12 protein-coding genes are annotated in these 13,770 nt (G+C 50.5%); 3 read left to right on the top strand and 9 right to left on the bottom strand.

The features are described 5' to 3' along the window. Positions 1-11 precede the first annotated feature (11 nt). The 6 genes from HMY34_RS11205 to HMY34_RS11180 all read right to left on the bottom strand — a co-directional run bounded on the left by HMY34_RS11205 (position 12) and on the right by HMY34_RS11180 (position 6,491). Complete coding sequence (locus HMY34_RS11205) at positions 12-524, bottom strand: FKBP-type peptidyl-prolyl cis-trans isomerase (RefSeq protein ID WP_202715581.1); 513 nt, start codon at positions 522-524, stop codon at positions 12-14. A gap of 82 nt (positions 525-606) precedes the next feature. Beyond that, positions 607-1,260: an adenylate kinase gene (gene adk, locus HMY34_RS11200; RefSeq protein WP_202715580.1), complete on the bottom strand. Its 654-nt coding sequence runs from the start codon at positions 1,258-1,260 to the stop codon at positions 607-609. 115 nt (positions 1,261-1,375) lie between these two features. Then, positions 1,376-3,403, bottom strand: coding sequence for an adenylyl-sulfate reductase subunit alpha (gene aprA / locus HMY34_RS11195; RefSeq protein ID WP_202715579.1), 2,028 nt, complete (start codon positions 3,401-3,403; stop codon positions 1,376-1,378). A gap of 41 nt (positions 3,404-3,444) precedes the next feature. Then, positions 3,445-3,915 (bottom strand): adenylyl-sulfate reductase subunit beta, encoded by a 471-nt coding sequence (gene aprB, locus HMY34_RS11190; protein ID WP_202715578.1) that lies wholly within the window; start codon positions 3,913-3,915, stop codon positions 3,445-3,447. A gap of 116 nt (positions 3,916-4,031) precedes the next feature. Next, complete coding sequence (gene sat / locus HMY34_RS11185) at positions 4,032-5,225, bottom strand: sulfate adenylyltransferase (protein WP_202715577.1); 1,194 nt, start codon at positions 5,223-5,225, stop codon at positions 4,032-4,034. A 306-nt stretch (positions 5,226-5,531) separates the two neighbouring features. Further along, complete coding sequence (locus HMY34_RS11180; protein ID WP_202715576.1) at positions 5,532-6,491, bottom strand: MBL fold metallo-hydrolase; 960 nt, start codon at positions 6,489-6,491, stop codon at positions 5,532-5,534. A gap of 132 nt (positions 6,492-6,623) precedes the next feature. Here HMY34_RS11180 and HMY34_RS11175 point away from each other — a divergent pair, with 132 nt between their 5' ends. After that, complete coding sequence (locus HMY34_RS11175) at positions 6,624-7,196, top strand: thioredoxin family protein (protein WP_202715575.1); 573 nt, start codon at positions 6,624-6,626, stop codon at positions 7,194-7,196. A gap of 15 nt (positions 7,197-7,211) precedes the next feature. Here HMY34_RS11175 and HMY34_RS11170 read toward each other — a convergent pair whose 3' ends face one another. From HMY34_RS11170 to HMY34_RS11160, 3 genes are all read right to left on the bottom strand, one after another. Beyond that, the gene (locus tag HMY34_RS11170; RefSeq protein ID WP_202715574.1) at positions 7,212-8,045 is read right to left on the bottom strand and encodes a sigma-54-dependent transcriptional regulator family protein; all 834 of its coding nucleotides are present in this window, start codon (positions 8,043-8,045) and stop codon (positions 7,212-7,214) included. Between the two features lie 55 nt (positions 8,046-8,100). Beyond that, positions 8,101-8,853, bottom strand: coding sequence for a hypothetical protein (locus HMY34_RS11165; protein ID WP_202715573.1), 753 nt, complete (start codon positions 8,851-8,853; stop codon positions 8,101-8,103). Positions 8,854-8,985: 132 nt separating this feature from the next. Beyond that, positions 8,986-10,179, bottom strand: coding sequence for a GAF domain-containing protein (locus tag HMY34_RS11160; RefSeq protein ID WP_202715572.1), 1,194 nt, complete (start codon positions 10,177-10,179; stop codon positions 8,986-8,988). A gap of 178 nt (positions 10,180-10,357) precedes the next feature. Between HMY34_RS11160 and HMY34_RS11155 the strand changes: the two genes are divergently transcribed. Both HMY34_RS11155 and HMY34_RS11150 read left to right on the top strand, forming a co-directional pair. Next, positions 10,358-12,460 carry a type I restriction-modification system subunit M gene (locus tag HMY34_RS11155; RefSeq protein ID WP_202715571.1) on the top strand — a complete coding sequence of 701 codons (2,103 nt, stop codon included), beginning with the start codon at positions 10,358-10,360 and terminating at the stop codon, positions 12,458-12,460. 8 nt (positions 12,461-12,468) lie between these two features. Continuing rightward, positions 12,469-13,716, top strand: coding sequence for a restriction endonuclease subunit S (locus HMY34_RS11150; protein ID WP_202715570.1), 1,248 nt, complete (start codon positions 12,469-12,471; stop codon positions 13,714-13,716). The last annotated feature ends 54 nt before the right edge of the window (positions 13,717-13,770 follow it).

Raw genomic sequence — 13,770 nt, 5'->3', positions numbered from 1 at the left:
TGCCTCTGTTGTTAGTGAATGGTAGTGCTGCCAAAATCGGTCGGTGCACCGGATTCAATGCCGTGCAATAACTCATCCTTGCTGGCATCGCGGATCGCAATCACTTTGACGTGGAACGTCATGGTTTGCCCAGCAAACGGGTGATTGCCATCCAAGGTCACGGATTCTTCAGTCACACTGGTCACGCGGAAGGCTTTGATTTCGCCGTTTTCGGCTTGAAACTGCGCTTCCGCACCGATTTTGCGATAAGGCGGTGGCACATGCTCAATGTCTTGCACCAAAATCAGGTCAGCATCGGCTTCGCCCCACGCACCATCAACGGCTGGAACATCAACAGACACTTCATCACCCACGCGGCAACCCACTAAGGCTTTTTCCACCACGTCATACAAGCGGTTATGGCGCATGAACACCATGCTCAAGGGTAAATCCACTTGCTCCATAATCTCACCATGACGGTCAGCGATGCGGTAAGTGAACTGGACTACCTTGCCAGCAGCCACTTTTTCGGGAGATGCAGTCATTGTTGCTCCTGATATTTTACGTTTAGTGACACAAGACGTAGAGACGCAAAATCTTGCGTCTCTACCCCCCAACACTACCGATTTAACCCAATGCCGCGAAAATATTGTCGCGAATCGAGTCAACCGAACCCACGCCTTCGATACGGATATAACGCGGTGCTTTGGCTTCGCCAGAGGTAGCCCACGCGGAATAGTAGCCGATCAGCGGCGCGGTTTGCGCGTGATACACTTCCAAACGCTTCAATACGGTGTCTTCCGCATCGTCAGCGCGTTGGATTAAGTCTTCGCCAGTTTCGTCGTCTTTGCCTTCAACTTTTGGTGGGTTGAATACGACGTGGTAAGTACGGCCGGATGCCACGTGAACCCGACGACCGCTCATACGGCGCACGATTTCGGCATCGTCAACCGCGATTTCAACGACCGCATCAATATCAACGCCTTGGGTTTTCAGGGATTCAGCTTGCGCCAACGTGCGTGGGAAACCGTCGAATAAGAAACCATTGGCACAATCGGCTTCAGCCGTGCGCTCTTTGACCAGACCGAGGATGATTTCGTCAGAAACCAGACCGCCTGCGTCCATGACTTTTTTGGCAGCAATGCCCATTTCAGTGCCAGCCTTAACCGCAGCACGTAGCATGTCGCCCGTGGAAATTTGTGGAATATTGTATTTTTCTTTGATGAAATTGGCTTGTGTGCCTTTGCCTGCACCAGGGCCGCCTAATAAGATAACTTTCATGTGGTGAACTCCTCCAGAATTTACTACCGTAGATAACAATCAGGGCATCATGAGATGCCCTGATTTGGCCTAAACCCGATAGTAAGGTTTAGCGCTGTAGTCAAGCAACCCCTTCTTAGTGGGCAGCGGCTTTAAACAGCTTGGACTTATCAACCAAGTCTTTGTGAGCGCGTTTGAACACGTTCCAAGTCTTGGTTTCTTTGTCGTAAACAGAGTTTACGAAGCAATGCCAGTTTTCTTCGTCCACGTAGTTGTGGTCCATACGGTAGTAGAAACCAGGGTAACGGCTTTCTTGACGGAATTGGATGTGCTTCATGTGCGCTTCCGCCGTCAGGATACGGTGATAGTTTTCCCATGCGCGGAGCAATTCGTGCAGGTCTTTTGCACGCATTTTCATCGCATCTTCTTTCAACATACCCAGCTTTTCTTCCGCTACTGCCAACATGTGACCGTTGGTAGTGTAGTAAGTCGCAACACCTGCAACATACTCGTCCATGATTTTCTGGAGACGGAACTGCAACATACGTGGAGTGATGTAGTGTGGGTTTACATCAATCGCCGTGGTGTAGTCTTTGTGCTCAAGGAAAGTACGGACTGGCTGGTAGATTTCGTTAACGAGATCGTCAACAGACGTATCCAGTGTAGGCACCCAGTCTTTGTTGTCCATAACGAACTTAACCATAGACTGTGCACACATACGACCTTCAGTGTGTGAACCAGAAGAGAACTTGTGACCAGAAGCACCAACACCGTCACCCGCTGTGAACAGACCACGTACTGTGGTCATGGAGCGGTAGCCCCAGTTCCAGCCTTGTGGCAGGTGAGCAGGGATTTTGTCTGCTTCAGGATGCTCTTCAGTGGTTGGAGCGCCGACGTCTTCTGGACCAGAAGCCCAGATACCGCAGCAGCCTGAGTGTGAACCCAGCAGGTACGGTTCGGTAGGCATCAGTTCGGAGTTTTTCTTTTCTGGCTCGATGTTTTCACCAACCCAGATACCGCACTGACCGATACACATGTCAAGGAAGTCTTCCCACGCTTCTGCTTCCAAGTGCTTTACTTCACGAGGAGACAGTGTTTCACGCAGTTTTGCCAAAGCGGTAACGGTATCCATATAGATTGGACCGCGACCTTCTTTCATTTCCTTGAGCATCAAGTGGTTACGCAAGCAAGATGCCGGAACCGCTGCTTGACCATACGGAGGATAGTCGTTCAGCAATTCTTTGTTCTTGGTCATGTAGACTTCGCCGTAGGCGTTAGTCGCTTGTGCTTTGAACAGCAGGAACCATGCGCCAACCGGGCCGTAGCCGTCTTTGAAACGGGCTGGAACGAAACGGTTTTCCATCATGGTCAGTTCTGCACCGGCTTCAGCAGCCATGGTGTAGGTGGAACCTGCGTTCCATACTGGATACCATGCACGACCTTGGCCTTCACCAACGGAACGTGGACGGAAGATGTTTACGCAACCACCGGCTACCAGCAGGCAAGCCTTGAATTTGTAAACGTATACTTTGTCTTCACGAGTCGAGAAGCCAACAGCACCCGCCACGCGGTTTTTGTCGTTAGCATCATTGACCAGCTTAACGATGAAAACACGTTCCTGAATGTTGTCAGAACCCAGTGCTTTCTTCGCAGCTTCAGCAACGATCCACTTGTAGGATTCGCCGTTGATCATGATCTGCCATTTACCGGAACGGACTGGATCGCCGCCGTCTTTCAACAGCTTGCCGCCTTCTTTCGGCCAAGTAGCACCGTCAAAACGCTCGCCGTTTACCGTTTTCCAGATTGGGAGACCCCATTCTTCAAACAAATGCACGGAATCGTCAACGTTACGGCCTAAGTCGTAAGCCAAGTCGTCACGGGTGATACCCATCAGGTCGTTGGAGACCATGCGAGCGTAGTCCGCTGGGTCTTGGTTTGGACCGATGTAAGTGTTGATTGCAGACAAACCTTGTGCAACTGCGCCGGAACGATCCATTGCTGCTTTGTCAACCAACTTAACGGTGATGTCAACGCCAGCGTCTTTCGCTGCGCCGATCCACGGCATGATTTCATACGCCGCGCCACACGCGGCCATACCGCCACCGATGATCAGGATGTCCACTTCTTCTTGGACAACTTCTGGATTACCAAATGTACCTGCCATTTGTGTTTCCTCAATGCTTAAATGTTAATAACGAAGCGTAATTACTTGCAGATCAGTTCAGCCGGGTTGCCAGCGCGGTAGCCGCCCATGACATCACGAGTCAACAGTGCTTTACCCAAGTTAGCCAGATCAGCTTTAGGCTTGCCGCCGTAGCAATCAATGGAACCTTCTGGGGTAGTGCGGATCGGGAATTTGAAACGCTTCATTACGCCGTTACGGAATTTGATAGACCACATAATGGAGTCTTGACCGCGCAAAGGCTGTACAGAACCACCGAGTGGTACAACGTCAGCATAGTGACGTGCTTCGATTGCGTTAGAAGGGCAGATTTTAACGCAGGAATAGCATTCCCAGCATTGATCCGGCTCTTGGTTATACGCTTTCATCGCGTGACCTGTGGCAGAACCATCAACGTCCAGCTTCATCAGGTTGTGCGGGCAGATGTACATGCAAGCGGTGCGATCGCCGCCCTTGCAGCCATCACATTTGTCAGTACGTACAAACGTAGGCATTGTGTAACTCCTTCAAATTAATTGTATTGCTACATACGGTCACAGAACTCAACCAGTGAAGCCTATTGCCCTTTCCTCAAAGCTCAGGCTGCACCAGAGATACTTTCTAAACAGCCTTAGCCGTTTTCACTTTGGTAATACTCGATCAAAATCTGAGCCACTTCAGGACGAGAAAATTCCTTTGGTGGTGCAATGCCTTGACCCAGCATTTCACGAACTTTGGTACCAGAAAGAAGTACAAAATCTTCCTTCTTATGATCCGGTGCCTCACACATCATCACAACCTTATCCAACTTCTTGGAGTAAGCCGTGTGGTCTGCACGGAAGATTTCGATCGCGAGGGCATCTTTAGGCACTTCATTATCGAAAATTTCCTGAGCATCAAATGCACCGTAATGATCGCCAACACCTGCATGGTCACGACCAATAATGAAATGCGTCGCCCCCATGTTTTGGCGGAATACGGCATGTAATACCGCTTCTTTTGGCCCCGCATACAACATGTCGAAACCGTAACCCGTTACCATCGCGCTGTTCGCTGGGAAGTACAGTTCCACCATCTTGCGGATGGCGGCATCACGGACTGGCGCAGGGATGTCGCCCTTCTTCAGCTTGCCCAGTAACATGTGGATGACCAAGCCATCACAGCCGAGACGATCCATCGCCATGTGGCACAGCTCTTCGTGTGCTAAGTGCATTGGATTACGGGTTTGGAAGGCAACGACCTTTTTCCAGCCGCGCTCGGTAATTTCGTTGCGAATTTCAACCGCAGTACGGAAAGTATCCGGGAATTCGCTTTGGAAGTAGGAGAAGTTCAGGACTTTGATCGGCCCTGACAGGCAAAACTTGCCTTGGGAATTGAATGTATCCGCGCCGATGTGCGCTTCACCTTCAGCAGGACGGTAAATCTGCTGGGTCATGGTAGCCATGTTTTCAGCGCTGAATTCTTCAACAGCTTCGACATCCATGACCGCAAGTACCGGATGCCCTTCGACGTTAGGGTCTCTCAAGGCAATGCGATCACCCGCTTTGAGACTGCCAGCATCTTCAACCAGGTTCAACACTGGCGTTGGCCAAAATAAGCCAGACGTGGTGTGCATCGTGGCAGCAACTGACAGTGCATCAGCCTTGTTCATGTAACCAGTGAGCGGGTTGAAGTAACCACCGCCAAGCATCACAGCATTTGCTGCGGTCGCCGAGCTAACGACGATTGAAGGCAAACCTTCTGCTTCTTTTTGCAGCGCTTCGTTTTCAGCGCTGTCGTATACGAATAATGGATTCAGTTCCTCAGAACCATGAGGCTTGATCATGCCAATCTCCCGTAAGTGTGGTACTCGCCAAAATCTTGTGTCGATTTTTAAGTGACCAACACCAATTCTATCTAGCATAGAAAAATTTCATTAGCCACTTGCTTGAAATTTTGAACCACGCACACTCTATACAATTTTAGTGCATAAACCAATGGGTTTGTTTCTTCGATACGATAAGCAAAATCTATTAAATAAGCCTCTAAATGCTTATATTTAAAGAATATAATTATATTGTTATATAGCAATATGCTTACATTGAATTAGTTGATTTTATTACTAGGTTATTCGCAATTACCTGAATATACATCAGGTTTTGGCTTTTGCGAGCCGTTGCAACCACACATCCAGCCCCTGTGCATTCAGGGTAGCGTCAACACGCAATAGCTCGCGAATATCCCCTTCGGGAAGGTTAACGCCGTGTGTGGCTATCTCTTCAAGCCAGGTCAAAAAAATCTGTTCTTTGAGTGCGTCAACGCGCCCTTCTGGTGCATTTTTCAGGGTTAACGCTAGGTTGCTCAAAGCTTCGATGCTGGCGCGTAGTTTGGGGAATAAACCAGCGACATCCGTCACCTGCCCGTAATGCGTTAGCAGCATCGCGCTGGGTTGCAACGCCTCCAATGTATCGAGGCTTTGTTGCCACTCGCTGGGTGAAAATGCCACAGGTGTTGTCGGGGCAAAGATCCATGCGCCCTTAGCCGTTGCAAACTCGCGGTAACAAATCCCGAACGTGTCGCCGGTGAAACAATAGCGGCTGCTTGCATCAAAAATACAACCGTGGTGATTGGCGTGCCCCGGTGTGTCGTAAAACGTCAAGCACCGTCCATTCAATTCCACCGCATAACCATCGGCGGCGGTGATAACGCGCTCCGCAGACACAGGGATTAATTTGCCATAATCTTTGGCAAAACCTTCCGCACCGTAAACCGCCGTAGCACCCGCTTGCAATTTGGAAGGATCAATCATGTGCGGTGCGCCTTTGGGATGCACAATCATCGTCGCATTCGGGCAACGCGCCATCAGCTCACCCGCCCCGCCCGCGTGATCCAAATGCACATGGGTAGGAATGACGTAACGCACATTGTCAGCACTCAAGCCCAGCTCAGCCAATACCGCCATCAACCAAGGAATGGTGTGATAAGTGCCGGTATCGACAAACGCCACCGCATCGCCTTCGCGGATCAAATAACACGCCGCCATCTGAGCGCGGTAAAGATCGGTATCAATACAATAAACACCGTAACCCAAGTCTTCGTAACGTGCCGCCATACCCATTCCTCCAAGAAATTGCTGTTGCAGTGCAGCAGTATAAACTGAAATGCGCGGAATTTGTCACGTGCGGCAACAATTTGCGTATAATCGAAATGCCCTACCATTACAGTCAGATTCAAGGAGGCGGCTATGGCACGCACCCCATCCACCATGTTAGAACTTGGCACCGATGCACCTGATTTCACACTATTAGAGCCAGCCAGCGGCAATCTCATCAGTAAACAAGATTTTTCAGGCAAACCATTATTGGTTATTTTTATTTGTAACCATTGCCCCTACGTGATTTTAATCCGCGACGTTTTCACGCAATTGGCAAAAGATTATCAAGAACGCGGCGTCGCCGTGGTCGCCATCAATGCTAACGATGTCGACAATTATACCGATGATAGCCCCGAAAAAATGATCGAAGCCGTACACGCACACGGCTACACCTTTCCGTATTTGTATGACGACACTCAAGCGGTGGCTAAAGCGTATAAAGCGGCTTGCACCCCTGACCTCTTCCTCTTCGACGAACACCACCAGTTGTTCTACCGTGGGCAATTTGATGATGCCCGCCCGCGTGGAGATGTACCCGTGACCGGCAATGATTTGCGCCATGCACTGGATCGCTTACTCGACAATATGTACCCGCCCGATGAGCAAAAACCCTCGCTAGGCTGCAATATTAAGTGGAAAGCGGGCAATGAACCGAATTACTAATGTGGAAGAAAGCGTTCACGGGCTGAAACGGCCTGTGGAAGCGCCGTGACGCGCATTGGCGGAACTGACGGCATTGAGGCAATTGCGCCATTCCCGAATCTCTGGCGATTGCGACGCTGGCAATAATTCCCCGCTACGCAAACTGCGGGCTACCTCGTCTTGATGCAGGCGCAAGGCTGTCCACAATTCGACGAAATCGACCCATACCGTACACAACAGGCGGTAAGTACGGGAACTGATAGACCCATCCAGCAAGGTGCGCAAATGGGATAACTCGGCTTTCAAGGTCGTGGTCGCCACCGGCACATCACCGTATAAAGCGGCATGGCAGGCTTCCAAGGTTAGTCCGTCTGGGTTCAGCGCTAGGATGCAGAGGATTTCGACCATGCGGGGAGTGACGTGCAAGATTTTACCGCGAAAACGCACCCAAGGCTGACCCAAGGCATGGATTTCCAATTGCGCACGCGGCACATGGCGTGGCAAATGTTGCGCAATGTCTTGCGCCAATGAGCCAGCCATGAGTTCACCGGCGACAGAATGGCGTTCCCCATTCATGCCCAAACTTAACACGCCATGCAATTCGCCGGATTGCGGATGGAGAATCGGCGCTGAATAACACACCCAATCCGATAAAAGTGTCCAATTGGCTTTGCTGGCGTAAGTCCACAACAGCCGCCCATGCTGATCAGCCAGCGTAATCAGCAATTCGTTGGTATGCACCAATTGGCTGATTTTTTCCAACGATGGCGCGGCTGCCAATTGCAAAGGGGTGGAATCCCAAGGTTGCCAACTATCGTCATATTGCTTGCGATGTGTAACAAGTCCGCTATGGGTTTTGATGACACTCATCAGTGAGAACCTCGCAAATCATTGGCTCATGGTTATGATTAATTTTTATAAAAGCTCAGGAACACTTCAAAGCAGTGCGTAGCTCATCCAACTGTTGTTGCAGATTAGTACGTTGGGTGGAAACACTCAACTTATTGAGCAAGGTAGACAACATTTGAATTTGACGGCTGATTCCGCCCAATTTAGCCGCATTCTTTTCACATGCCGGAATAGCGGAAATAATCGGCTCAGGTAAGGTAGCAGCGGTTCCACACTGCACCGCGCCGCCATAGTTACCGGTATAAGCATTGCCACCCAACCAGCCGACATTGGTAAATTCATTGCCGGGGTTGGTATTGACTGAATTGGGTAACTGGCTGAATGGGTCGCTATTCTCCAACAAAGCCACTCCCGGCACGCACCCGGATGGGCTGGTGAAGGAAAAGATGCGCTGTTCCTTGCCTGCCTGCCAACCGAATGCGGGCGGGCGACCACCGCTGTATAACAACCCGAATGACAAATAATCCGCTTGGCGGTTTTCGGTGGGAGCTTTTACCTGTGAATGGTTAACCCAGCTAATGCCCTTGACAGCACTTTTCAGGCTGTTGATAACAAAACCGTTGCCATCCGTTGAGCGCGGCACGACCAAGCTGACTTGCGCTGACAATACCATGTCGGGCGTGGGTACGGCGTCCGGGGTCATGTAGACCACGTATTCATTACTACTGGTTTCATGGCTAATACGGAACTGGACACCCGCAACCGCTGGTGCGCTTGCTGTCAACGCCAGTGTGATGAGGGTGGCATGGATGGATGTTAGGGGTTTCATGGCATTGCTCCTTGCGACTTTATTAGGATTTGTTATCGGTTGCCGACAGTACCTAATTTACCGGGAAAGGGGTTTAACAAAGGTTGGTAATGGGCGTTTTGTTCACCAACCTTTGTTAAACCTTGGTGGTCATCAGCAGGCCAGCAATTCCAGCAAGCGTTCCCGTACCAACGGGTTACACAGCAGGTTGTTGGCGTGATCGAGCAAGGTTTGAGCATCCTGACAGCGGTATAACAACGCTTCCATACCCGCTTCAAGGTGGTTTCGTGCGTCTTCCAATGCCGGGGCGGTGGAATTCGGTAACAGCGAGCCGTGATACAGCTTGAGCGCGTCTGCAATACGGTTGTTCTGCTGGAGCACCTGTGACAATTCCACGAAATCCGCCCATACGGACATGCCCAAGCGGTAAGGATGGCTGCTGATTTCCCCCTTCAATAGATGGCGCAATGAGGTGAGAATGGTCTTGATGGTGGCGGGATGCGTGTGCGCATGAGGGCATAACGCTTGATACAAGGTTTCTAGGGTGATGCCTTGTGGGTTCAGGGCGAGGATGCAGAGGATTTCAAGCTGACGCTGGTTAAGCTGTAAGCATTGCCCCTGAAACAAGACTTTGGCTTGCCCCAAAGCGTGAATTTCGAGGTCAGCTCTCGGCAAGTAAATCGGCAAACGCCGCGCAATATCATTGGCTATGTGCGCCACTACGCTTTCCGCAAAGGGAACATGCCGCTGCCAATGTGTCGTTAAGTCCAACACCCCCAGCAATTGCCCGGATTGCGGGTGAATAATCGGGGCGGCGTAGCACACAATGTCATGGCAAGCAGGCCAATAATGCTCGGTCGCAAACACCGTGCACGGGCGGCACAAGCTCAATGCCAAACCGACACCGTTCGTGCCGCTGATGGATTCTGCCCATTGACCGCCCGGAATGAAGTTAATGGTTTCGGTAAAGGGCCGCAGGGATGGGTGTTCGGCAGTCCAGAGCAATTTGCCATTGGGGTCGGCGATGGCGGCGACGAAAGTATCTTCCTGCACCAGCCGGTTGAGTTTATCCAGCTCAGGGGATACGGCTTGACGTAAGGGGGATGCTTCCCACATCGCTAAAATACTGTACTCATCTTCGCGTGGCGTAGCGATTGGCTGGGATTGCAAGGCGGCTGGGCTGCGCTGCCAAGATGCAACCGTCGTGGCGTTGACCTGTTGGGCAGATTGCCCTTGGCAAGTTGATTTGCCATGACACAAAGACAAACCTTGAACAAAGCGCTCTTTTTGTATTTCGGCTTGGTCGCGGCGCGAACGCAACGCGGCCTGGTGCTTGGTAAGGGACATGGGGTTATCTCACCATTTATCAGTGTTTTTTATAATTGACGTGTATGCAGCTTAGTGTTTCTCCTTTGGCTATGCAAGGGTTTTGGCGGTGTCATTCGTGCAGGGCGTTTAGTTGAGGAAGATCGGGCGGCTTGGTCTATAATGCGCGGCTCTCCCACTCAGACAAGTAGCCCCACGCATGAATGCCGAACAGCTCAAACAGCTTGAAACCGACCTTTGGTCTGCCGCCGACAACCTCCGTGCCAATACCGGGCTGAAGTCCAGCGAATACGCCACCCCGGTGCTGGGGCTGATTTTCCTCAAGTTTGCCGATAACAAATACCGCCATGCGGAAGCCGATATTGTGGCGGAATACCAGCGTTTGCAAGGCGGGCGGCGCGAGAAATCGCTGGCGGAGATTGCGCGGGAAAAATGCGGCTTTTACCTGCCGGAACAAGCGCGTTACGCGCATTTGCTGAATTTGCCGGGGCAGGAAGACATTGCCAAAGCCATCAAGCTGGCGATGGAGGCGATGGAGCAATACAAGCCGGAACTGGAAGGCGTGTTGCCCAAGGAAGAATACTTTTCCTTCAACCGCACCCCGGAAAGCCGCACGGTATTGTTTGATCTGGTGAAAAGCTTTTCCAACATTCCGCTGGATGCCAGTGGCGATGTGTTCGGCAAAATCTACGAATTTTTCCTCGGCAAGTTTGCCTTGAGTGAGGGGCAAAAGGGCGGCGAGTTCTTCACCCCAACATCGGTGGTCAAGCTAATGGTGGAAATCATCGAGCCGCATCATGGCTCGGTGTATGACCCGGCGTGTGGGTCGGGCGGGATGTTTGTGCAGTCCCAGCATTTTGTGCAGCGGCGGCGGGCGGCGTTGAGCAAGGCAGGCAAGCAGGATGCTGGCGACCAGTTGTTTGTGTACGGTCAGGAAAAGACTCTCGATAGCGTCAAGCTGGCGAAGATGAACCTCGCGGTGAATGGTTTGCGCGGCGACATCCGGCTGGCGAACAGTTACAGCGAAAACCCGTTTGACGGCTTCGGCAAGTTTGATTTCGTGATGGCGAATCCGCCGTTCAATGTCGATGATGTGCCGGTGGCGACGGTGGAAAATGACCCGCGTTTCAACACTTACGGCATCCCGCGCAACAAGACCAAGCTCAAGCAGGTGGATCAGGGCAAGGAAACCGTGCCGAATGCCAATTATTTGTGGATCAGCTTGTTCGCTACTTCGTTGAAAGCCAAGGGGCGGGCTGCGTTGGTCATGGCGAATTCGGCGAGTGATGCGCGGCATTCGGAAGCGGACATGCGCCAGAAACTGGTGGATAACAACCTGATTTACGCGATGTTGACGCTGCCCTCGAATATGTTTTACACCGTGACGCTGCCTGCGACCTTGTGGTTTTTCGACAAGGCGAAGGCGGATAAGCAGATTCTGTTCATTGATGCGCGGAATATTTTTACCCAGATTGACCGGGCGCACCGCGAATTTACCGAGGCGCAAATCCAGAACATTGCGATTATCAGCAAGCTGCACAAGGGCGAACGTGCCGAATTCCTGGGCTTGATTGACGGCTATTTCACCGACGGCATGGCGCGGTTAGCGGAAAACCAGCAGCAGGTTGAACCCGTGAGTGCGCAATTATTGGCGGTGTTGGCAGAGGAACAGGGCAAGCAGGCGGTGCAGGATTTGCTGGCACAATGGCAGGGCTTGGCGGCTTTGGAACAGGCGTATCAGGATTATGTGGAGCGCACCGAAGACATGGCGGGCGATGATGCCGCGCTGGATGAAATGAATGCGTTGCAACACGGGTTGCGGGCGACGTTTGATCCGTTTTTTGTGGGCTTGCACGCGGGTTTGAAAAAGCTCGACAAGATTATCCGCACCCACGAAAAGGCCAAGGCGGAGTTGGCGAAAGCGGAAGGCAAACGGGCAGGGACTGACCGCGACACCAAGCAGCTTAAAGCGGTGTTGGAGCAATTGCACAAGGAAGTCAGCAGCGCGGAAAGCACCTTTCAACACATCCACTGGTTGCAGGAACGGTTTCCGGCGGCGCGTTACGAAGACGTGACTGGGCTGTGCAAACTCGCGTCCCCTGCCGAGGTACGGGAACAGGATTACTCGCTGAATCCGGGGCGGTACGTCGGCGTGGTCATCGAAGAAGACGGCAAGACCGAAGAAGAATTCCTCGCCGACCTCATCGCCATGAACGACGAGTTCAATGTATTGACTTCTGAATCAAGGAAGTTGGAAGAGCTAATAAAGAAGTCTATTTCTAATATCACAGAGTCAGAATGAGCGATTCAATGAAAAAATACGTTAGGCTTAATGATCTGGGATATGTTTCCAGAGGTCGCTCACAGCATAGGCCAAGAAATGCACCGCATCTTTATGACGGAAAATATCCATTTATCCAGACAGCAGATATTACAAAAAGTGATTTGTATATAACAAGCTATTCTCAAACATATACTGAAGCAGGGTTATCACAAAGCCGCCTTTGGGATGCTGGAACGCTATGTATAGCAAATGCGGGTGTTAATACTGGTGATAATGCTATTTTGGGCTTTAAAGCCTGTTTTCCTGATAGTGTTATTGGTTTCATAGCAGATAAGTCAAAATGCAATGTTCTTTTTGTTAAGTATTATCTTGATGTTATTAAGCCCCAGATAAAGTCTATAACTATGGGGGCAACTCAAGATAATCTAAGTGTTTCCAAGTTATTGACGTTTGATATTCCCAATGTATCTTTGGAGATTCAGAACAAAATTGCGGGCATTCTCTCCGCCTACGACGATCTAATCGAGAACAACAATCGGCGTATTGCCTTGCTGGAAAACATGGCGGAAGAACTCTACCGCGAATGGTTTGTGCGCTTCCGTTTCCCCGGCTGGCGTGAGGCTGAGTTTGAGAAGGGGATTCCGAAGGGATGGGAATTGCAACGAGTTGATTCACTCGGAAAGATTATTACGGGAAAAACACCTCTAACCTCTAATGAAAAGTATTACCTTGGCAATATACATTTCATAAAAACACCAGATATGCACGGAAATATGTTCATTTACGAAACAGAAGAGAAGCTTACAGAGGATGGGTTAAAATCACAGCCATCACAAATACTACCTAAAAATGCAATCAGTGTTAGTTGTATCGGGACAGGTGGAATAACAAGCATTACAACGCAACGTTGCTGCACAAATCAACAAATTAATAGTATCGTTTTGAAAAATGAGAATGACTTGGAATGGGCTTTTTATACTGTTAAAGGACTAAAAGAAACCATTTATGCATTTGGCTCCACAGGAACTACAATGACAAATCTTAGTAAAGGAAAATTCTCTGGATTAAAATTTATTTGTGTGCCTAAATATTTAAGAGATGAATACCACATGCTGACATGCCCCATGTTTAAAGAAATCCAACGTCTCACGCAGATAAATAACATGCTGGCGAAGACAAAGAATGCGTTGTTGCCGCGTTTGATTTCGGGGAAGTTGGCGGTGGAGGATTTGGCGGTGCAGTTGCCGCCGTCGATGCATCCAAAGATAGCCTAGATCTAACTCTCCCGCAAAATGGGCGATAGAGAGAAAGATGCGTTACACTTGTTG

The sequence above is a fragment of the Thiothrix subterranea genome (assembly GCF_016772315.1).
In the GTDB taxonomy this organism is placed as follows: Bacteria; Pseudomonadota; Gammaproteobacteria; order Thiotrichales; family Thiotrichaceae; genus Thiothrix; species Thiothrix subterranea.
The sequence above is the reverse complement of the archived record's forward strand: the minus strand, read 5'-3'. Positions and strand labels throughout refer to the sequence as shown.

Bases quoted from the DNA above. Each gene is read 5' to 3' on its own strand.
- sat (WP_202715577.1), bottom strand. From the start codon at position 5,225: ATGATCAAGCCTCATGGTTCTGAGGAACTGAATCCATTATTCGTATAC.
- adk (WP_202715580.1), bottom strand. From the start codon at position 1,260: ATGAAAGTTATCTTATTAGGCGGCCCTGGTGCAGGCAAAGGCACACAA.
- aprB (WP_202715578.1), bottom strand. From the start codon at position 3,915: ATGCCTACGTTTGTACGTACTGACAAATGTGATGGCTGCAAGGGCGGC.
- HMY34_RS11180 (WP_202715576.1), bottom strand. From the start codon at position 6,491: ATGGCGGCACGTTACGAAGACTTGGGTTACGGTGTTTATTGTATTGAT.
- HMY34_RS11165 (WP_202715573.1), bottom strand. From the start codon at position 8,853: ATGAAACCCCTAACATCCATCCATGCCACCCTCATCACACTGGCGTTG.
- HMY34_RS11205 (WP_202715581.1), bottom strand. From the start codon at position 524: ATGACTGCATCTCCCGAAAAAGTGGCTGCTGGCAAGGTAGTCCAGTTC.
- HMY34_RS11160 (WP_202715572.1), bottom strand. From the start codon at position 10,179: ATGTCCCTTACCAAGCACCAGGCCGCGTTGCGTTCGCGCCGCGACCAA.
- HMY34_RS11170 (WP_202715574.1), bottom strand. From the start codon at position 8,045: ATGAGTGTCATCAAAACCCATAGCGGACTTGTTACACATCGCAAGCAA.
- aprA (WP_202715579.1), bottom strand. From the start codon at position 3,403: ATGGCAGGTACATTTGGTAATCCAGAAGTTGTCCAAGAAGAAGTGGAC.
- HMY34_RS11155 (WP_202715571.1), top strand. From the start codon at position 10,358: ATGAATGCCGAACAGCTCAAACAGCTTGAAACCGACCTTTGGTCTGCC.
- HMY34_RS11150 (WP_202715570.1), top strand. From the start codon at position 12,469: ATGAAAAAATACGTTAGGCTTAATGATCTGGGATATGTTTCCAGAGGT.
- HMY34_RS11175 (WP_202715575.1), top strand. From the start codon at position 6,624: ATGGCACGCACCCCATCCACCATGTTAGAACTTGGCACCGATGCACCT.